At 65.8% G+C, this 19,836-nt stretch carries 20 protein-coding genes; 3 read left to right on the forward strand and 17 right to left on the reverse strand.

Annotated elements, in window-relative coordinates; genetic code table 11:
• Nucleotides 1-50 precede the first annotated feature (50 nt).
• Nucleotides 51-1,340, reverse strand: coding sequence for a DEAD/DEAH box helicase (locus tag MC381_RS04090; protein ID WP_251976462.1), 1,290 nt, complete (start codon nt 1,338-1,340; stop codon nt 51-53).
• Nucleotides 1,341-1,644: 304 nt separating this feature from the next.
• On the opposite strand from MC381_RS04090, the gene MC381_RS04095 reads away from it, so the two are divergent.
• Nucleotides 1,645-1,881 carry a hypothetical protein gene (locus tag MC381_RS04095; protein ID WP_251976463.1) on the forward strand — a complete coding sequence of 79 codons (237 nt, stop codon included), beginning with the start codon at nt 1,645-1,647 and terminating at the stop codon, nt 1,879-1,881.
• Complete coding sequence (gene xthA / locus MC381_RS04100; RefSeq protein ID WP_251976464.1) at nt 1,881-2,699, forward strand: exodeoxyribonuclease III; 819 nt, start codon at nt 1,881-1,883, stop codon at nt 2,697-2,699. Before MC381_RS04095 ends, xthA begins: the two co-directional genes overlap by 1 nt.
• Nucleotides 2,700-2,797: 98 nt before the next feature.
• Here the strand turns inward: xthA and MC381_RS04105 are convergent, their stop codons facing one another.
• From MC381_RS04105 to MC381_RS04140, 8 genes are all read right to left on the reverse strand, one after another.
• The gene (locus MC381_RS04105) at nt 2,798-4,006 is read right to left on the reverse strand and encodes a tetratricopeptide repeat protein (protein ID WP_251976465.1); all 1,209 of its coding nucleotides are present in this window, start codon (nt 4,004-4,006) and stop codon (nt 2,798-2,800) included.
• Nucleotides 4,007-4,008: 2 nt separating this feature from the next.
• Nucleotides 4,009-4,773 carry an energy transducer TonB gene (locus MC381_RS04110; RefSeq protein WP_251976466.1) on the reverse strand — a complete coding sequence of 255 codons (765 nt, stop codon included), beginning with the start codon at nt 4,771-4,773 and terminating at the stop codon, nt 4,009-4,011.
• A complete protein-coding gene (locus MC381_RS04115; RefSeq protein ID WP_251976467.1) occupies nt 4,773-5,180 on the reverse strand; it encodes an ExbD/TolR family protein in 408 nt (135 codons plus the stop codon). The genes MC381_RS04110 and MC381_RS04115 overlap by 1 nt, the downstream gene beginning before the upstream one ends.
• Nucleotides 5,173-5,706, reverse strand: a complete 534-nt coding sequence (locus MC381_RS04120) for a MotA/TolQ/ExbB proton channel family protein (protein WP_251976468.1) — start codon at nt 5,704-5,706, stop codon at nt 5,173-5,175. Before MC381_RS04120 ends, MC381_RS04115 begins: the two co-directional genes overlap by 8 nt.
• Nucleotides 5,690-7,096, reverse strand: coding sequence for a MotA/TolQ/ExbB proton channel family protein (locus MC381_RS04125; RefSeq protein ID WP_251976469.1), 1,407 nt, complete (start codon nt 7,094-7,096; stop codon nt 5,690-5,692). The genes MC381_RS04120 and MC381_RS04125 overlap by 17 nt, the downstream gene beginning before the upstream one ends.
• Nucleotides 7,093-7,977, reverse strand: coding sequence for a DUF3450 domain-containing protein (locus tag MC381_RS04130; protein WP_251976470.1), 885 nt, complete (start codon nt 7,975-7,977; stop codon nt 7,093-7,095). The genes MC381_RS04125 and MC381_RS04130 overlap by 4 nt, the downstream gene beginning before the upstream one ends.
• 206 nt (nt 7,978-8,183) lie before the next feature.
• The gene (locus MC381_RS04135; protein WP_251976471.1) at nt 8,184-9,110 is read right to left on the reverse strand and encodes an electron transfer flavoprotein subunit alpha/FixB family protein; all 927 of its coding nucleotides are present in this window, start codon (nt 9,108-9,110) and stop codon (nt 8,184-8,186) included.
• A gap of 14 nt (nt 9,111-9,124) precedes the next feature.
• Nucleotides 9,125-9,874 carry an electron transfer flavoprotein subunit beta/FixA family protein gene (locus tag MC381_RS04140; RefSeq protein WP_251976472.1) on the reverse strand — a complete coding sequence of 250 codons (750 nt, stop codon included), beginning with the start codon at nt 9,872-9,874 and terminating at the stop codon, nt 9,125-9,127.
• A gap of 473 nt (nt 9,875-10,347) precedes the next feature.
• Here MC381_RS04140 and MC381_RS04145 point away from each other — a divergent pair, with 473 nt between their 5' ends.
• On the forward strand, nt 10,348-12,000 hold the full coding sequence (locus MC381_RS04145; protein ID WP_251976915.1) for an electron transfer flavoprotein-ubiquinone oxidoreductase: 1,653 nt from the start codon (nt 10,348-10,350) through the stop codon (nt 11,998-12,000).
• A gap of 106 nt (nt 12,001-12,106) precedes the next feature.
• Here the strand turns inward: MC381_RS04145 and MC381_RS04150 are convergent, their stop codons facing one another.
• From MC381_RS04150 to mltG, 8 genes are all read right to left on the reverse strand, one after another.
• Nucleotides 12,107-12,931, reverse strand: a complete 825-nt coding sequence (locus MC381_RS04150) for a sulfurtransferase (protein ID WP_251976473.1) — start codon at nt 12,929-12,931, stop codon at nt 12,107-12,109.
• An 86-nt stretch (nt 12,932-13,017) separates the two neighbouring features.
• Entirely contained in the window at nt 13,018-15,231 is a 2,214-nt protein-coding gene (locus MC381_RS04155; RefSeq protein WP_251976474.1) for an ATP-dependent helicase, read from the reverse strand.
• Complete coding sequence (locus MC381_RS04160) at nt 15,228-15,785, reverse strand: DUF1285 domain-containing protein (protein ID WP_251976475.1); 558 nt, start codon at nt 15,783-15,785, stop codon at nt 15,228-15,230. Before MC381_RS04160 ends, MC381_RS04155 begins: the two co-directional genes overlap by 4 nt.
• A gap of 23 nt (nt 15,786-15,808) precedes the next feature.
• Nucleotides 15,809-16,615, reverse strand: a complete 807-nt coding sequence (locus MC381_RS04165) for a TatD family hydrolase (RefSeq protein ID WP_251976476.1) — start codon at nt 16,613-16,615, stop codon at nt 15,809-15,811.
• Nucleotides 16,616-16,696: 81 nt separating this feature from the next.
• Nucleotides 16,697-17,032, reverse strand: coding sequence for a PilZ domain-containing protein (locus MC381_RS04170; protein WP_251976477.1), 336 nt, complete (start codon nt 17,030-17,032; stop codon nt 16,697-16,699).
• A gap of 72 nt (nt 17,033-17,104) precedes the next feature.
• Nucleotides 17,105-18,088: a DNA polymerase III subunit delta' gene (locus MC381_RS04175; protein ID WP_251976478.1), complete on the reverse strand. Its 984-nt coding sequence runs from the start codon at nt 18,086-18,088 to the stop codon at nt 17,105-17,107.
• Entirely contained in the window at nt 18,079-18,735 is a 657-nt protein-coding gene (tmk, locus tag MC381_RS04180) for a dTMP kinase (RefSeq protein ID WP_251976479.1), read from the reverse strand. Before tmk ends, MC381_RS04175 begins: the two co-directional genes overlap by 10 nt.
• A 58-nt stretch (nt 18,736-18,793) precedes the next feature.
• Entirely contained in the window at nt 18,794-19,804 is a 1,011-nt protein-coding gene (gene mltG, locus MC381_RS04185) for an endolytic transglycosylase MltG (protein ID WP_374708158.1), read from the reverse strand.
• Nucleotides 19,805-19,836 lie beyond the last annotated feature (32 nt).

The raw sequence follows: 19,836 nt of genomic DNA on the forward strand, positions 1-19,836 counted from the left end.
GAGGGGAAAGACCGCTCGCCGGCGGCGAGCGGTCGACATGACCATGTCGGTCACGGCATCAGCGATTCGGGCGGATGCTCGCAGGGGAGCTTGTCCTGGATGTAGTTCTCGATCTCGGGCAGCGAAAACGCATCTTCCTCGCCGACGAAGCTGATGGAAACGCCTTGGGCGCCAGCGCGGCCGGTACGCCCGATGCGGTGCACGTAGTCTTCCGGATCTTCCGGCAGCGTGAAGTTGACGACATGGCTGACATCTTCGATGTGAATGCCACGACCGGCAACGTCAGTTGCCACGAGAACGGTCACCTCACCCGCCCGGAACTGCTCCAGGGTCTGGATACGCTGATTCTGCGGCACGTCACCGGACAGCATGGCGACATTGATACCGGCCTCACGCAGCAGCTGATCCAGCTCACGTACCAGATCACGTCGGTTGCCGAACACGATCACGCGCTCCATCGACTCCTGCTTGAGCAGATTGACCAGCAGCTGACGCTTTTCGCTGTCGCTGATCAGGTAGACACGCTGATCGATGTTGGCCGCATTCTCGGTGGTCACCTCGATCTCGACGTGTGCGGGATCGACCGTCCACTGTTCCGCCAGATTGAGAATGTCCGGCGTGAACGTCGCGGAGAACAGGAACGTCTGACGCTCCTCGCGCTTGGGCGTGTAGCGAATGATGCGCTTGACGTCCGGGATAAAGCCCATCGAGAGCATGCGATCCGCTTCGTCCAGCACCAGCACTTCTACCTGAGACAGGTCGATATCGCGCTTCTGCTGGAAGTCGAGCAGACGTCCCGGCGTCGCGACCAAGATATCCAGATTCTTGACCAGCTCGCTGCGCTGCTTCTGGTAGTCCATGCCGCCGACCACACTCGCCACGTTGAGCGAGGAGAAGCGCGCCAGCGCCTTGGCATCCTTCTCGATCTGCAGCGCCAGCTCGCGCGTCGGCGCCACGATCAGCGCGCGCGGCGTGCCCGGCTTCTGGCCATCCGGCGCTTCCTCTTCGAGGAAGTAGGCCAGCATCGAAATCAGGAAGGCAGCGGTCTTGCCGGTGCCGGTCTGCGCCTTGCCGACCACGTCGCCACCGAGCAGCGTATGCATCAATGCTTCCGCTTGAATCGGCGTGCAGTATTCGAAGCCTTCCGCCTGAATCGCCCGCATCAGCGGCAGCGGAAGATCGAAATCGTGAAAACGCCAGCGTCCGGCAACAGGCTCGACCTGGAACTGTTTCAGCGACCAGTTGGAAGCGTTTCGCGACTGCGATTTACGTGGCTTGCGTCGACGCCGCTTGGGTCTGCGGTTCTGTGCCGGGGCCTGGGTGTTGTCAGACTCACTCATAATGATGACGAATGTCCGAATTCGATTGACGATGAGGCTCGCGACGATCACGTCGGGCCCTAGACGGCGCCGCCCGGTCGCGTGACCGAGCCAGGCCCCGCAGGGCGAGAGCCGGCGCTATTGTACCAGCCCAGCGCGTCAACGTCGCGAGCCCCGTGTGTCAGGTTGGGAGCGCGGCCCGGGTGAATCGGGGAGCCATGCCAGCCGTAGAGGCGATGGCAGTCCGGCGACGGGCTGGTAGAATGACGTTTTGATGATCGCCCCCGCGGATGCCCCGTATCCGCGTCCACGCCATAGGTCGCGCATGACTCGCAGAAAGAAGACTCGGTCGCTGGCCGACAAAGTGACGATACGAACCGGCAAGCGCAAGGACTATCGCCGCTGGCGCCATGACAATCCCGATGAAGTGAGCCCGTCCCGCCGCTACGTCGACAAGAAGACCCGGCAACGCCAGCAGCAGGCCGAGCGCAAGCGGCAGCGTCAGAGCGCGCCTGCCCTACCGCTGCATGCCCAGCCTTCTGGCGATAAGGATACCGAGTGATGCGCCTGGTCTCGTTCAACATCAATGGTATTCGCGCCCGCCTGCATCAGCTGGCAGCGCTGATCGACGCGCACTCGCCCGATGTCATTGGGCTACAGGAGACCAAGGTTCAGGACAGCGAGTTTCCACGCGAAGCGGTCGAGGCGATGGGTTATCACGTCCACTTCCATGGACAAAAAGGTCACTACGGGGTGGCCATGCTGACCAAGGCCGTCCCCACGGCGGTACATTACGGCCTGCCCGGTGACACCGACGACGCCCAGCGCCGACTGATCGGCACCACGCTCGCGCTCGCCGATGGCCGCTCGCTGACGGTCTGGAACGGCTACTTCCCGCAGGGCGAGAACGTCTCGCACCCGACCAAGTTCCCCAACAAGCGCGACTTCTACAACGGCCTGCAGCAGCTGCTGAACGACCGCCACCGGCCCGACGAGCCGCTTGCCATCATGGGCGACTTCAATATCTCGCCCGCCGATATCGATATCGGTATCGGCGAAGACAATCGCAAGCGCTGGCTACGGGAAGGCAAGACCAGCTTTCAGCCGGAAGAGCGCGAGTGGCTCGAGCGTCTCAAGGGCTGGGGCCTCAAGGACAGCTACCGCCTCTGCCATCCGGACAGCAGCGACTACTTCAGCTGGTTCGACTACCGCTCGAAGGGCTTCGATCGTGACCCCAAGCGCGGCCTGCGGATCGATTACATCCTGGTGAGCGAACCGCTGGCGAGCACGACCCGCGCCTCCGGCGTCGACTACGACCTGCGCGGGATGGAACGCCCTTCCGATCACGCGCCCGTCTGGAGCGACTTCGCGCTGGACTGACCCCTCCAGGCACGAAGGCAACCCGGCGCCGTAATGACAACGCCCCGCGATGCGGGGCGTTGTCATTTGCGCACACCAGTATTGGACATGTCGCCTGCCTAGCCGTTGCCAAGAGACTCCAGCCACTGTGTCGCCTGCGACTCACCGGCCGCCTGCGCCTGGCGAAAGGCCTCGCGCGCGGCGGCCGGCCGATCGATCTGCAGTGACGCGCCCCCCTTCAGCAGCTGCTCGCGTCCGGAGAGCGTGTCAAGCTGCGATAGCGCCTCGATCGCTGTCTGCCACTCGCCCCAGCCGTAGGCGACTTCCGCCAGCTGACGCCAGTCTTCGTCACGCTGACTCTGCGTCGCCAACGCCTGCCAGGCGGACAGCGCCTTGGCATGATCGCGCGCCGCGGTCCACGCCTGTGCCAGCAGGCGACGGTTGGCATCAGTGGACGCGAGCTTGCCCTCCTCGAGCCAGCGCGCGAGATATTCGCCGGCCCGCGCTGGGGTGCCCCCGGCGATATGCAGCTTGGCCAGCTGCAACAGATCTTCCGCAGAAGTGAGCTGGCCACGGCGCCAGCCGGCGTCCCAGATAGCGGCTGCACGCCCGTCGTTACCGGCCTGCTGTGCCAGCGCCGCAGCCCGGCGCCAGACCGCCGGACTATCGCCATCATCGCCCAGCAGCGACAGCGCCTCGTCGAAGCGCCCGACGGCCTGATAGACGCGGCTGGCTAGCTGAAGTTGCTCGCCGCTCCACCCTTGGCTCCCCTGCTCGCGCAGGCGATCCAGCGAATTGGCCGCCGCCTGCCACTGGCCGAGAGAGGCCCGCGCCTGGATCAGCAGCCAGCGCGAATCGTCATCGCCACCACTCTGCTCGACCCAGGTTGTAAGCAGGTCCGCACCGCGCTCGGTCTGCTCCGCTTTCAGCCGCAACCTCGCTTCCTGCGCGAGCCACGCCAAACGCCGAGAGGCAGGCGCCTGATCGATCCGACGCGCCTGCGCCAGCTGATCCGCCGCGGCACCCGGCTCGCCACGGCGGGCATTGGCATTGGCCGCCAGCTGCAGGAAAAGCGCCCGCGCCCAGCGATCGGCCGCATTGCCGCCCTGCAACCGCTCGGCGGAAGTCGCTGCGCTCTGGGCCACGGTCGCGAGATCGCCATCGGCCAGACGAGACTGCATCGACTCCAGCGCCGCGATCATATCTCCACGCAGCGCCGGCCCCTCGGCCTGCGCCGGGGTCACGACGACAAGGCTCGCGACACTGATGACGGCCACCGCCAGCGCGCATCCGAAGCGGCTCAAGGTGGCACTGACTGGACGCCTCATGGTTACTCCAACTGGAACTGGATACGCTGCGTCGCCCGACGCACATCATCCGCCGGCGGGAAACGCCACTGCGAAACGGCTTCCTCGACGGCCCGGTCAAAGACGTTCGCCGGCTGGGCATCGATCACCCGCAAGCTACTGCCATCCACGCTGCCGTCCAGCTGTATCACGAAGCTGACCTCGACGTAGCCTTCCATCCCGCGCCGTCGAGCGCGCATCGGATAGGAAGGATTGACGCGACTGGACGGTGCCACCTCACCGACGTCTCGCGGTGATGCCCGGGTGCCCTGCGGCGGCGCCGTTTCCGACGGCGCGCTCTGCTCTGCCGGCGCGGCCTCGGCCGTCTCTGCCGGCGCCGCCTGCTCACTCGGCGCGGGGGTCGGCTCGGGGTCAGGCTGGGGGTCGGGTTGCGGTTCCGGCTGTGGACGCGCTTCGCTGAGCTCGGGCAAGCTGTCGTCGAGCGTCACATCCGGGGCCTGCATCGACGGCGTCTGCGTCTCGGGAATCTCCACCGGGCTGGGTGATTCCGCTGCCGGCACGGGCGCGGCCTCGGGCGGCGGCGGTGGCGCACTCGGCGGCGTCGGCAACCGCGGCGAGGTCGGCGTCGGCTGCGCTGCTTCCTGCGGCGGCGCTTCAACCATGGAGATGGCGTGCGACATCTCGATTCGTGTGCGATCAGGCTGCGGCGGCGCGACCAGCAGCGCCAGCAGATAGAACAGCAGCAGTGCCAGCAGCATCCCGCCGAGCAGTCCGGCCACCCTGCGCATCAGCCGGCATCCCGGTTGGCGGCGACCGCCACGTTATCGACGCCCGCCTGACGAATGCGATCCATGACCTCGATCAGCTGGCCGGTCGTCGAGCGGCTGTCAGCCTGGACGACTACGCTACCGTCATCGGACACAAGATCCGCCACGCGGGCACCAACGCGATGCGCATCGACCGCTTCGCCGTCGACCCATACCGCACCTTCCGCGGTGATCGCCACGAGCACCTGAGCGTTCGGACGGGCGCTCGCCTGGCTCGATTCCGGGCGATCGATCTCGACCCCGCTCTCCTTGATGAAGCTGGTCGTGACAATGAAGAAGATCAGCATGATGAACACGACATCCAGCATCGGCGTCAGATCGATGCCGGTCGATTCGTCACTGGCTTCCCGCAAGCGACGCCTACGCATGAGAGTCCTCCACGGCGCGGGCCATGCGATCGTGCAGTCGCTGGTCCTCGCGCCGAATAATCTGTTCCAGACGGGTAACGAACAGGAGTCCGACCACCGCCACGGCCATCCCGGTCAAGGTGGGTAACGTTGCCCGAGCCACGCCATCCGCCATGGCCCGGGCCTGACCGCTCTCGGTCAATGCCAGGCTATCGAAGACCTGAATCATGCCCGTGACCGTGCCCAGCAAGCCGAGCAACGGGCAGATCGCGATCAGCAGCTTGAGCCATGGCAGCGGCAACCGTAACCGTGCGATCAGTTCGCGAGTCCACACCTCGCGCAGCGTCAGCGCACTCCAGCTGGTGTGGTCGCGACGCTGAATCCAGGCATCGATCAGCACGCGGCGCGCACGACGATGGGTAAAGCGCCAGTAGAAGAGGCGTTCTAGCGAAATCGCGAACAACGCCATCGCCACCAGCATGATGAGCACCAGGACCTCGCCACCGGCATTGATCAGCCAGCGGATCGGCTCAAGCGTGGGCACCATGGCGGTGCTCCTGCTGCGGCTGCGCGGCGGTGCGCGGCTCGGTTTCCAGGTGCTCGGCGAGCACGGCACTGGCCCGCCCTTCGAGCAGACCGATCAGGCGCCGGCTGCGACTCGCCAGTGCGGTATTCACGAACAACAGCGGCACCGCGGTGATCAGACCGAGCACGGTCGTCACCAGTGCCTGACTGATCCCCCCGGCCATCAGCTGCGGATCTCCGGTGCCGAACACGGTGATCGACTGGAAGGTCACGATCATCCCGGTCACGGTGCCCAGCAGCCCCAGCAACGGTGCCACTGCGGCGATCAGTTTGACGACGGGCTGGCCACGCTCGAGCTTCGGCTGCTCGGCCAGCAGCGCTTCGTCGAGACGCGCTTCCAGGGCCTCCGGGGCATGGTCCCGACCCAGGGCGGCAAACCGCTTGAGCACCCGCCCGAGCGGATTGTCGTCGCTGAGCGAACTTGGCGTTCGCATCTGGCGATGCATGCGCTTGCTGACCGTGAGCAGGTAGAGGTACTGAGCCAGCGCAACCAGCAGCCCGATGATGCCGAGCGCGATGATGACGTAACCGACGTAGCCGCCCTGCTGGAAGCGCTCCCATAGCGAGGGCGCCTGCGCGAGCGCCTCCAACACGTCACCCTCGGTGGGATCGATGACGAAACGATTGCCATCACCGGACTGCAAGGCGAGCAGCGCGTCGTGCGCGGACGATGGCGTATGCGCAAAGCGCGTCAGCCGACCGGACTCTCCGATCCGCTGCAGCAGATCGCCGTCGCTGAAAGCGACGATGCCGCCGAGCCGCACGACCTCGCTGGAGGAGACATCCCCGTTCGCGGCCGCGACGGGCGCTTCGAAACGCACACCGCGCGCACTCTCGGCGATGAGTCCAGCCATGGCACCGCGCACGCGATCCAGCGTCGGCACATCGATCAGACCGCGATCATCCAGCCGCGGGGGCAGCGCCGCGTCGCCGCCCACGGTCAGCCAGCCATTGCCGAGCTGATCCCGCAGCTCGCCGGCCTGCTGCTTGACCAAGCCCGACAGCTGCTCGATATCGCCGGCTTCGTCGGCGCGTTGCTGCTGCAGCGCCGCCAGACGTTCGCCCTGTTCACGCTGACGACTGTCGAGTTCGTCACGCCGGGACTGTGCGGCCTGCAGCCGCTGTTCGGCCTCGGCCACGGCGGCATCGAGCGACTCGCGGTCGTCGAGCAGCGCTCGCAAGCGCGTCGAGTCGCGTGCCTGTGCCGCTTCGGCATCGGCACGGAAGGTTGCCAGTGTCTGCTGCAGGGAATCCTGCGAAGTGGCCGAGTCCGTGGACTGTGCGGCGGCAATGCCTGGCAGCAACGAGATCAAGGTCAATGGCAGTGCCAGGCCGAATGTGCGAAGCCTCATGATTGTCCCTCCGTCGAAGCTTCTGGATTCGACATGGACGAGCTCTGCGCCGGCACCGAAACGCCCTGCTCGACCGTCAACGACGCCGGCAGTTCAAGCAGCGCGGGCGCATTCTGCTCCTCGGCGATGCGGATACCACGGCGGACTTCCCGCACATCGGCGGCGTCGAGCGGCTGCCACTGACCGTCGGCCACGCTCCACACACCGCCGGCACGATCATCGGGCGTCACGTAGTACCAACCGGCCCGCCCGACGCGCAGGTAGTCGACCTCGCGTGCATACTGACTCGCGTCGCTCGCCGCATCGGACTGGGCGCCGTCGAGCGGACCACTCCATTGGTCCATGTCGCGGCCGTAGTCGAGCTCGGTACGCCAGGCGGAAAAAATACGCTGCAGCTTGTCGGCGCGATCCAGCGTATCGCTGCCCAACATATTCTCCAGATCTTCGACTCGCGCCAGACGCTCCTGACGCAGGAACGGCATGTCCGCCGCCACCAGTTGATGGAGCTGATCGACCATCTCGCGCATCTCGCCCGGGAGCGCCTCCCGGGTCACCGAGATCTGTGCCAGCGCCGATTCCTGACGACTGATGCGCTGCGCCTGGCTCTCGACGATCGGCACCAATTCGGCATTGTAGCTTTCGAGTCGATCCGCCTGACGATTAGCCTGGCGCAAACGTTGCAGCGCCTCGCGCGTGGCGTCGTCGGCATCGTCGATACGTGACTGCAGGTCGGCCTGAGTCTGCTGAGCTTCAATACCGGCCTGGCTGAGCGAATCCTGGGCACTGGCGAGGGTCGCGACCCCGCCCAGACTCACGGCGGCGAGGCAGGACACCAGCAGTCGGCGGCCCGGGCCTCGTTTCCGCGGGAAATGAAACACCACGCTATCTCCTTACGGGTGAGCGATGAACAGCTGGTAACGAGCGCCGCCGGGGAGGCGGCGTGACGGGCTGAATTCGAACGACAAGCTAATACAAACAAGAACAATTATCAATCCGTCGAATGACCGCACACCATCGCGACCGACGGCAAGCCATGCATAAAAAAGGCCGGCCCCGAAGGGCCGGCCCGATGCCTCGTGTGCGTCACTCAGAGCTTCTGCTCGAGCTCCGGCAGCAGTTCGAACAGGTCTCCGACCAGACCATAGTCCGCGACCTGGAAGATCGGCGCCTCGTCGTCCTTGTTGATCGCGACGATCACTCGTGAATCCTTCATGCCCGCCAGGTGCTGGATCGCGCCGCTGATGCCGACGGCAATGTAGAGCTCCGGCGCCACGATCTTGCCGGTCTGCCCCACTTGCATATCGTTGGGCACGAAACCCGCATCCACTGCGGCACGCGAAGCCCCGATCGCGGCACCCAGCTTGTCGGCGATCCCCTCAAGCAGCTTGAAGTTCTCGCCGTTGCCCATGCCGCGCCCCCCCGAGATCACGACGCGGGCTCCCCCCAGCTCCGGGCGTTCGTTCTGCGCCAGCGTCTCGTCGACGAACGTGGAAAGGGCGTTGTCGACGACCACATCCACGGCCTCGATGGCTGCGGCCCCGCTCTCGCCCACCGCATCGAACGCGGTCGTTCGCACGGTAATCACCTTGAGCGAGTCTTCGCTGCGCACGGTGGCAATGGCATTGCCGGCGTAAATCGGCCGCTTGAACGTATCGGGGCTGTCGACGGCCAGGATCTCGGAGATCTGATTGACGTCCTTTAGGGCAGCGACGCGCGGCAGCACGTTCTTGCCGGTGGTCGTGGCGGCTGCCAGCAGGTGTGTGTAGTCGTCGGCCAAGGCGACCAGCAGGTCCGCCGTCGGCTCGGCAAGCTGGTGAGCGTAGACGGCGTTATCCGCCACCCGCACGCGGGAGACGCCATCGAGGCGTGCCGCGGCCTCCGCCACGCCGGCGACGTTGTCACCGGCCACCAGGATATCGATATCGCCACCGATCGCCTGCGCGGCCGCGACCACGTGGGCGGTGCCGGCCGCGAGCTGGCCTTCGTGATATTCGGCTAGAACCAGAATGCTCATGCGATCAGCTCCTATCAAAGCACTTTGGCTTCATTCTTGAGTTTGTCGACCAGCTCGTCGACGGAAGCGACCTTCACGCCCCCTTGGCGCTCGGCCGGCGTCTCGACCTTGAGTAGCGTCGGCGGCGCGGCAATACTGACGCCCAGTGTTTCCGGCGTGCGCGTTTCAAGCGGCTTCTTCTTGGCCTTCATGATGTCAGGCAGCTTGGCGTAGCGCGGCTCGTTCAGGCGCAGGTCGCTGGTTACCACGGCAGGCAGACGCAGCTTGACCGTTTGCAGGCCACCGTCGATCTCACGCGTCACGCTTACCTCACCGTTCTCGATCGAGACCTCGGAGGCGAAGGTGCCCTGCGGCATGCCGGTCAGCGCCGCCAGCATCTGGCCGGTCTGGTTGTTGTCGGTATCGATCGCCTGCTTGCCGAGAATCACCAGATCGGGCTGCTCCTCGTCGACGACGCCTTTCAGCAACTTGGCCACGCCGAGCGATTCGACACGCGCATCGGTCTCGACATGAATGGCGCGGTCGGCGCCCAGCGCCAGCGCGGTGCGCAGTTGCTCCTGCGCCGTCTTCGGGCCAACGGTCACGGCGACAATCTCGGTCGCCACGCCCTTCTCCTTCAGGCGCACGGCCTCTTCGACGGCTATTTCACAGAACGGGTTCATCGCCATCTTGACGTTGGTAAGGTCGACGTCGGTGTGATCCGGCTTGACGCGGATCTTGACGTTGTAATCGATGACGCGTTTGACCGCGACGAGTACTTTCATGGGTGTCCTCGCGTGAAAATGAACAGACCGCCCCGGCGCCACCATTGGCCGCCGGGGCGATGCGGCGTACCAAGGCTGGCGATGAATCGCCGGGATGTCGGGTCGCGGACCGGACACCAACGTGTCCCGCCCGGCTTGCCTCTGCGCGGCAATGGTCGCGCCCCGGCCGGCCGGGGTCAAACGTCCCGATGACCGAAAACGCCCTCCATCCCGGGCGCTGGCCCTGATCGACTGGCACCCGCCAGGAGGGCATCGCCGCGCGAAAAATGCGATGATAGCCCATTTGATGGCGTCGGCCGAAGCAGCGCCTTGGCATAAGAAAAGCGCAACATCGCATAACGTAGCCAGACAAACCAAACATTACGATATAAGGCGAGCGACAGCGGGCGATGGCGCGACCTTGTTGCCCGCCGACGCCGCGCCCAGGACCGAACGAGCTTGACGCAAGGAGATGTGGTTTGGAACGTGAATCCATGGAATTCGACGTGGTCATCGTGGGTGCCGGCCCCAGCGGACTGTCGGCCGCCTGCCGACTGATGCAACAGGCCAATGCCGCCGAGCGCGAGCTGACGGTCTGCGTGGTGGAAAAAGGCTCCGAGGTGGGCGCGCACATTCTCTCCGGCGCGGTGCTGGAACCCCGTGCCCTGGCGGAACTGTTCCCTGACTGGCAGGAACGCGGCGCACCTCTCAAGGCCCGTGTCGTGCGCGATGAACTCTACCTGCTGAAAGACGCGCAACGCGCCCAGAAGCTGCCCAACGCGCTGGTGCCCAAGACGATGCATAACGTCGGCGGCGACCGCGAAAACTACGTCATCAGCGCCGGCAACCTGTGCCGCTGGCTGGCGGAACAGGCCGAAGCGCTGGGCGTCGAGATCTTCCCCGGCTTCGCGGCCCAGGAGGCGATCGTCGAGGACGGCGTGGTGCGCGGCATCGTCACCGGCGACATGGGGGTCGCCGCCGATGGCAGCGAAACCGCCAACTATATGCCCGGCATGGAACTGCGCGCCCGCTATACGCTGTTCTGCGAAGGCGCCCGCGGCCATATCGGCAAACGCCTGATCGAGACCTTCGAGCTCGCCAAGGGAAAGGATCCACAGCACTATGCGATCGGCTTCAAGGAGCTGTGGGATGTCCCAGCGGAGCAGCACGAGCCCGGTCTGGTGCTGCATGGCAGCGGCTGGCCGCTAGCGGGTGCCGACGGCGACGACAGCCACGGCGGCTGGTTCCTTTATCACGCCGAGAATCAACAGGTCGTGGTCGGCCTGATCGTCGATCTTGCCTATCGGAATCCGCATCTGTCGCCATTCGACGAGTTTCAGCGCATGAAGCACCACCCGCTGCTGGCACGTCATCTGGAAGGCGGCTCGCGTGTCGCCTATGGCGCCCGCGCGATCACCAAGGGCGGCGCCAACTGCCTACCCAAAATGACCATGCCCGGCGCACTGCTGCTCGGCTGCGACGCCGGCACGCTCAATTTCGCCAAGATAAAGGGCATCCATACCGCGATGAAATCGGGGCTGGTCGCCGCCGAAACGGTATTCGCGGCGCTGAGCGGCTCATCGGATGAAGCCGGCGGACAGGAACTCACCGCCTTCACCGAGGCCTGGGAAGCCAGCTGGGCCTGGCAGGAACTCGCGGCAAGCCGTAGTTTCGGCCCGGCGATTCACAAGTTCGGCACGCTCAAGGGAGGCGCCTTCAATGTCGTCGACCAACTGCTCGGGGGAAAACTGCCAACCCAGCACGACACGGCGCCGGACCATCGTCTGCAGCGGGCGGCCGAGGCCACGCCCATCGACTACCCGAAGCCCGACGGCAAGCTCTCTTTCGACAAGCCGTCCTCGGTATTTCTTTCCAACACCAATCATGACGAGAACCAGCCCTGCCACCTGAAACTCGCCGACCCGACGATTCCGATCGCGAAGAACCTGCCGGAATACGCCGAGCCCGCGCAGCGCTACTGCCCGGTAGGTGTCTACGAGGTGGTGGAGGAAGACGGTGAACCCCAGTTCCGGATCAACTTCCAGAACTGCATCCACTGCAAGACGTGCGATATCAAGGACCCGGCCCAGAACATCACCTGGGTCGCGCCGGAAGGCGGTGGCGGGCCGAACTATCCCAACATGTAATCTCACGCGCCCCACCGAACCTCAACGCCTCGCGAGCCGGTCGCTCGCGAGGCGTTCCTATCTCAGGCGATAACGCTGACACTCGCCCGCCCCCGGGCGATATCGATCAGGCGCCAGTCGCGACCGGCCGCGACGGATCGCGCACCCACTCGCTCCAGGAGCCGACGTAGAGTCGCGGCAGCGGCATACCGGCCACGGCGTACGCCAGGATATCGTGACAGGCCGAGACGCCGGAGCCGCAGTAGGCGGTTACCGAAGCGCCGCCCGGGAGTTCTCGCGCCAGCTGGTCCGCCGGTTTGAAGCCACCCTCCTCGGTCAGGTTGGCACTGGACGGGCGGCAGATAGCCCCGGGGATGTGACCGGCAACCGGATCGATCGGCTCCTCGTCGCCGCGAAAGCGCGCCTCGCCACGAGCGTCGACCAGCTGACCGCCGCCGGCAAGCAGCTCGTCGGCGGCAACCCAGGCCTCGTCATCGTAGCGGGGCTGCCAATCGCTGGCCGCGACCTCGGACCCGGTCTCTACGCCGAGCTCGCCTCCCGCCTCCCGCCACGCGGGTAAACCGCCATCCAACACCTGGACGTCGGGATGTCCCGCCCAGCAGGCGAGCATCCACCAGGCGCGAGCCGCCGCCAGCTGGCCACCGCGATCATCGTAGACCACCACCCGCTGCCCCGGCTCGATACCGAAACGCCTGAGCGTTGCGGTGAACGCTTCAGGGCTAGGCAGCGGATGGCGACCGCCCTCGCCGGGTGGTGCCGACAGATCGCGATCCATGTCCATGTGCAAACTCCCCGGCACATGCCCCGACGCCCATAGCGTCTGGCCAGCGGCAGCGTCTTCCAGGCGGGCACGGCAGTCGAGGACCCGCGGCGGCGCTGTCGATGCCAGCTGCGCCTGCAGCTCGGCTGCCGTCATCAAGACACTCTGCATGACATCCTCCTGTGAGATAGAGATAGAAACCAGTCGGGGGCCTGTTTTCAGCTGACGCCGCCCAACGGAGAACGCTCGAGGCGCGATCATGCCGTGGAGAGCCGCTCCAGCGGGGCACGCGTCGCAATCAATCGCCGCCGACCGGCGGCATCGAAACGCACTTCGATCACCGGATTGGCCGGGTCGCCTTCGACGACAACGACCTCACCGACACCAAAGTTGGCATGTCGCAGGCGTTCGCCGACCTGCCAATCGGCGGTCGTCGGGCCTGCGGGCCGACCGGCCGCCGCCTGCAGCGGCAGCGAGAGCCCGACCCGCGCCAGATACTCACTGACCAGCGTGGGCTCGCGCACCGAGAGCGGTGCCTCGGCCCCGCTCGCCAACGCGTCGCCGAAACGATCGCACTCGTCGACCGCGGTTTCGTCAAGAAAACGGCTGGGGCGATGGTCACCACCATCGTGGATCAACAGCAGACGCTCTCGAGCGCGAGTAATGCCAACATAGTAGAGCCGGCGCTCCTCTTCGAGGCGCTCCGGCGAGAGCGGATTGTCGCGGCTGAAGTGCGGGAAGTCCTCCTCGTTGAGGCCCCAGACAATCACCAGCGGCCACTCGAGCCCCTTCGCCGCATGGACCGTACCGATCAGCACACCATCAGGACGGTTTTCCACCGGATTGCGCAGCAGTTCGATAAAGGCTTCGGGATCGTTCGATAGCTCACCGGCCTGCTCGATCAATACGTCGAGCAGACGCACGTCCTCGTCGCCCTTTTCCCGCCGTGCCGCCGAGCGCCGCAAAACCTTTTCCGCATCGATGGCATCGACGACGTGTTCGAGCAGCTTGGCAGGCGGCCAGGCCACCCGCGACGGCAGCTCGCACAGCAACTGCCAGCGCCGCTTGAGATGCCTGCGCTGGCCCGGCTTCAAGCCTTGCAGCAGCGGCGACTCGCGCGCCGGCCACTCCTGGGTTTGGGCCAAGGAGTCCAGCAGCCGGCGCAGACGTTCATGCGCCACGAAGGTCGTCGGTTGCGAAAACAGCAGCATCAGGTGTTCGGGATCGTGCAGCAGCTCGGGATGCCGCGCCAGTTGAAGATAACCCGCCAGCGCCTGAACCAGCGGCAGCCGAAAGACGAACCGCTCTTCCTGCGCCAGCCGAAATGGAATACCGGCCCGCAGCAGCTGTAGCTGGACGGAGACCGACAGCGACCAGCTGCGGACCAGCACACAGGCCTCGTCGCTGCGACGCCCCGCATCATGCCACTCGCGCAGGGTCGCCAGCAGTGACGAGGCGCCGCTGCCGACCTGCAGGCGCGTTACCGGGTTGCCGTCAGCGGCCAGACAGAGCTGGTCATGCCGCGTCCGGTTGCCCCGAATGGCATGGTTGGCGGCCAGTGCCAGCGCGTGGCCATGCCGAAAGGTGAAAGAGAGCGGATACTCGCTGGCGCTGCCGAAGAGCGCATCGAAGCGGGCGAGCATGGCATCCGGCCGCGCGCCCCGCCATTCGTAGATGCACTGGTTGGCGTCACCCACGGCCATTACCTGCGCCTGATCCCCGGCCAGCAGCCGCAGCAACCGCAACTGAGCTTCGTTGATGTCCTGATATTCATCGACGATGACATGGGCGAGATAGCCCTGCACACGCTGTCGCGCGGCCGGCTCCTGCTCCAGACAGCGCAGTGGCCGATAGAGGAGATCGGCATAAGTCATCGCACCGGACGCCTCAAGCAGCGACTCGGCGATCTCGAAAGCGTCGATGAAATGACGCTCGTTGCCCCCCAGATCCAGCCGTTCGAACAAGGCGGCGGGCACCGTCATCTCCGCCTTGACCAGATCACAGAACTGGCCAAAGGCCTCAAGGCGTTCGGCATCGAGCGCCGCATCACGCGTCTCGGCATCGCCACCTTCGAGGCTCTGCAGCACCGCCTGACGCAACAGGCGCTCGCGCTGCCAATCCGCTTGCAACAGTTGGCGCGGCGCCAGATAGCCCCAACGCGTCAGACTCTGAGTCAAGCGATGCCCGATCGAATGAAAGGTGCGAACCTCGGGCAGCACGGCGCCGGCTGGCGCCTCGCGCGCTAGCTTGTCGCGAAAATCATCCCGCGCCGCCCGGTTGAACATCAGCACCAGCAGCCGACGCGGGTTCTCGCCCCGCGCGAGCAGATGCAGCACCCGGCGCACCAACGTCGTGGTCTTGCCCGCGCCCGCCACGGCGGCAACGCGCGCATGCCCGGAATCGTGCGCTACGACGGCACGCTGCTCGGGCGTCAACCCCGCATCGATCGTCTCGCTGGCCGAACCGCTCATGACGACGACTCGTCGAGACGGCCCAACGGCTGCCAGACACCGTCACTCCACAGGCCGAGCTCGTCATCACGGATAACGGCCTGATCGATCAGACGATAGAAAACGTTGCGATGCAGCCGCGCTTCGAGCCCATGGCGGATCGGCACCGCCGGCCGCTCTACGCCGGCCGTGTCGGCGAGAAGCCATAGACGATGATGCCGCCCCAGGAACACGTGATCGCCCTCGGCAGTCGTCATACGCCATATCGTTGCGGACTCGGCAGTCGTGTGATCGCTGACCGGGTCGGCATCGAGGATCTGCAGCGGCAGATCCTCGACCTGGATGCGCAGTTTCTCGGCCGGCGTCACCAGGTAGTAAGCGCCATCACCTTCGCGACGCAGTACGCGGCTCAGCAGCTGTCTGAGTGGCGCACGCCGGATCGGGCTGCCCTCGTGCAACCAGTCGCCGTCGCCGGTGATTCTCAGATTCATCTCGCCACAGAACGGCGGGTCCCAGCGCTCGAGAGGCGGGATCTCGCAACCCTCGAGCTGTTGAAACAGCGAATCCAGCGTCATTGGCAGGCCTCCCTTCGATACCTTCAGGCCAGCGATGGCTCGTCGGACTCGCTCGGTACGCAGGCCGAGAACAGGCGATAGAAGTTGGCGCGCGTCTGCATCGCCACCTCGTCGACGGTGATGCCCCGCTCGTTGGCGATACATTCCGCGACCTCGACCACCCACTGTGGCTCGTTCGGCTTGCTTCGATGCGGCACGGGCGCCAGGAACGGGCTGTCGGTTTCGATCAACAGACGGTCGAGCGGCACTCGGCGCGCCACCTCGCGCAGCGATTCAGCGCTGGCGAACGTCACGATGCCGGACAGCGAGATGTAGAAACCGTGACGAACCGCCTCCCGGGCCATGTCGAGATCTTCGGTGAAGCAGTGGAGCACCCCGCCGACCGCCGGATCGATGTGCTCGCGAATCAGATCCAACGTCTCGTCACGCGCCTCGCGCGTGTGAATCACGACCGGCAATTCCAATTGGCGGGCGGCCTGCAGATGCGCCACGAAGCGCTGACGCTGCACCGCTCGCGGCACGCTGTCGTAGTGAAAGTCGAGCCCGGTCTCACCAATGGCCACGGCCCCGAGCGCCTCGGCGCAATCACGGATCGCCTCGCGAGTCGGCTCCTCGTCGGCCGTATGCAGGGGATGCAGGCCAACGCTGATCGCGATATCGGCATGCCGGCTGGCGATGTCCGCCACCGCCGGCGCGCTCTCCAGCGACGTGGCGATTGCCAGGAACCGGCGCACGCCGCGCAAACGTGCTGCGTCGAGCGCGCGATCGAGATCGCCGTCGTAGGGCTTGAGATCGAGACGATCGAGATGACAGTGAGAGTCGACGAACATGCGGGCTACTCAACATTCGAATTCATGAAAAAGGCTTGATGGCCGCCGGCCAGGCACCGGCGAGAAGCGATGCCGTAGCGGCTAGAGCGTATGACTCGGCAGGTGCTGACGCCCTGGCATGGCACCGAGACGCGCCTCGATCCGCTCGCGGAGGGCGCGGTCACCCGCACCAAAGTGCACGCCGATCCCAGCGACGCGGTTGTCCGCACCGGGTGGCGTCAGCCACACCACCTCGCCTTCGACGGTCACGCGGTCATCCGACTCTGGCAGCGTGACCAGCAGATAGATGCGCTGACCCAGACCATAGGATTGCGCCGTGGGCACGAAAAGGCCGCCATGATGCAGCCAGCCGATATAGGCACTGCGCAGGGTGTCATCGTCGCGAATCGTCAGCGACAGGGCTTTGTGAGCATTCATGGCACTTCCCTCTCGTTCGCCAACCGGCTTGAGCCCATGGTCAGACTGACACGGCCGACGCTGCTTGCCCCCTCAGGAACGCAACAGCGCCGACCAGCGTACCAGCCAGGCTTCCAGCACCAGCTGTGGATTGGGGTTACCGCCGGCGGCCAGCAGCCGACGCTGCTCGCGCGCGTAGTCGAGCAGCCGGAACCAGTCGCGGACCCGGGCATTCTTGACTGCCTGACGATAGAGCGGCAGCAGGTCACGATTGCGCACGCGGTCGGCTTCCCCGGACAGTCCCAACCGGATCAGGTCCTCCAGCCAGGCGATGCCATACCATAGCACGCGGTCCAGCGCCTGGGCATCGAGCCGCGCGGCCTCGGCCACCGGCTCGCCGCCGCGCACCAGCGCGTCGAACAGCTCCCGCAGGTCCTGACGCAGCGCACGTGCCTCGGCACCGGCGAGCTCCTCGGCAAGCAACGGTAACCCGCCGGCCACGCGCAGCCAGAAGCGCGCCTCTTCGGCGTCGCCGAGGCGCTCCGCCAACCAGGATTCGGCTGCCTGGACAGGGGGTAGGGACAGATTCCAGTGCTGGCAGCGCGAGCGAATGGTCGGCAACAGTCGCGACGGCAGATCGGCGACCAGGACGAAGAGCGTACGCTCGCCGGGTTCCTCGAGACTCTTGAGCAGCGCGTTGGAGGCAGCGACATTCATCGACTCGGCCGGTTCGATGCGAATCACGCGATGACCGCCCTGCTGGGCGGTCTGGGAGACGAAACCATTGACCTGGCGGATGGCATCGATACGGATCTGACGCGACTTTTCCGTCGGCGTGACGCGCAGCAGGTCCGGGTGATAACCGGCTGCCAGCATGTGGCAGCTATGGCACGCCCCGCAGGCAGCCTCCGCCGGGGCGCGACAGAGCGTACGCGCGATTAAGGCATCGACCAGCGGCTGCTTGCCGATACCGGCGGGCCCGGAGACCAGCAAAGCGTGGGGTAGCCGATCGCGACGCTGCAGATCCACCAACTGCGCCCAACGCGGCTGCTGCCAGGGCAGCGGCGTTACAACCATGCACCCACCCGCTGCGCCAGTGTGTTCGATAGCGACTGCTGGACCCCCTCGAGCGACGGCGAGGCGTCGATGACGGCAAAGCGCGACTGTGCGTCGGCGCGCGCCAAGTACGTCTGGCGTACCGCTTCAAAGAAGGCATGACGCTCGCGCTCGAAGCGGTCACGCGCCGCGCCGCGCCGGTCAACCCGCTGCGCCGCTGCGCCAACTGGCAGGTCGAGCAGCAGCGTCAGATCGGGCTGCAGCCCCTGCTGCACCAGGGTCTCGAGCGTCTCGATACGGTCGGGATCGAGCCCGCGACCGCCACCCTGGTAGGCGAAGGTTGCATCGGTAAAACGATCACACACGACCCAGGCGCCACGGGCCAGCGCCGGCCTGATACAGGTGGCGAGATGCTGCGCTCGGGCGGCAAACACCAGCAGCAGTTCAGCGTCGTCACTCCAGCGCTCCTCGCGCTCGGGATCCAGCAGGAGTTCACGGATCGCCTCGGCGCCGGGGGTACCACCGGGCTCCCGCGTGCGCACGACCTCGATGCCGCGTGCGGTGAGCCAGTCGCAGACAAAGCCCACATTGGTCGTCTTGCCGACCCCTTCGCCACCTTCCAGCGTGATGAAGCGGCCGCACCGCTGCTCGTTCTGCCCTCGGCTCATGGCAATGTTGTCTCTTCAATGGCAAAAGGCGGATACCCGGCAGGCATGCCGGGGGCGCTTACTGGCGGTTGAGAATGAAGCGTCGCACCGCGGCATTGTGCTCTTGCAGCGTGCGCGAAAACTGATGCGAGCCGTCGCCGCGGGCCACGAAATAGAGCGCGTTACCCGCCGCCGGATGGACCGCGGCCTCCAGCGCCCCCTCGCCCGGCATGGCGATAGGCGTCGGCGGCAGACCATCGATGACGTAGGTATTGTAGGCGTTCTGGCGCCGCAGGTCGGCCCGGGTGATATTGCCGACGTAGCTGTCGCCCATGCCGTAGATGACGGTCGGGTCGGTCTGCAGACGCATGCCTCGCTGCAGACGCCGCACGAAGACTCCGGCAATCTCGCGCCGCTCCGCTGCCAGACCGGTTTCCCGCTCGATCAGCGATGCCAGGATCAGCGCCTCATATGGCGAATCGAGCGGCAAGTCGTCGTCGCGCTCGTCCCAGACCCGCTCCAGCGTCTGCTGCATCCGCCGATGCGCCCGACGCAGCACTTCGAGATCCGAGATCCCCTTGTGGTAGCGGTAGGTATCGGGAAAGAACTGCCCTTCGGGGTGCGTGTCCGGGTCGCCGAGCGCCGCCATGATCTCGGCATCGCTCATCGATTCGGTGTCCTGCTCGAGCTTGGGAGAGCGCCTCAGCAACTCGCGCATCTGCTGGAAAGTCCAGCCTTCGGGAATCGTCAAGCGATAGGTGATGACCTCGTCGCTGGAGAGCTTGGCGAGCAACGCTCGACCGGTCATGTCCGGCGACAGCGCGAATTCACCGGCACGCAACCCGCGCGTCGACCCCGGCGACACACGCGCCAGCAGCCGGTATGGCCAGGCGGCAGCGATGATCCCTTCCGCCTCGAGATCGCCTACCACCTGCGTAAACGCGGCACCGCGAGGCACCTCGAAGACCGTTTCCTCATCGATGGCGATCGGCGAATCCAACTGCATCTGCCAGTAATAGTAGGCGCCGGCCAACGCCAATGCGGCGAGCAGCACCAGGGCAATCAGTAGCTTGAGGCGTCGCATGTTCATCCTTATTGGCCGCCCGCGGGTACGCATGGCGG

Origin of the sequence: Salinicola avicenniae, assembly GCF_023736115.1 — a bacterium.
GTDB classification, from domain to species: domain Bacteria; phylum Pseudomonadota; class Gammaproteobacteria; order Pseudomonadales; family Halomonadaceae; genus Salinicola; species Salinicola avicenniae.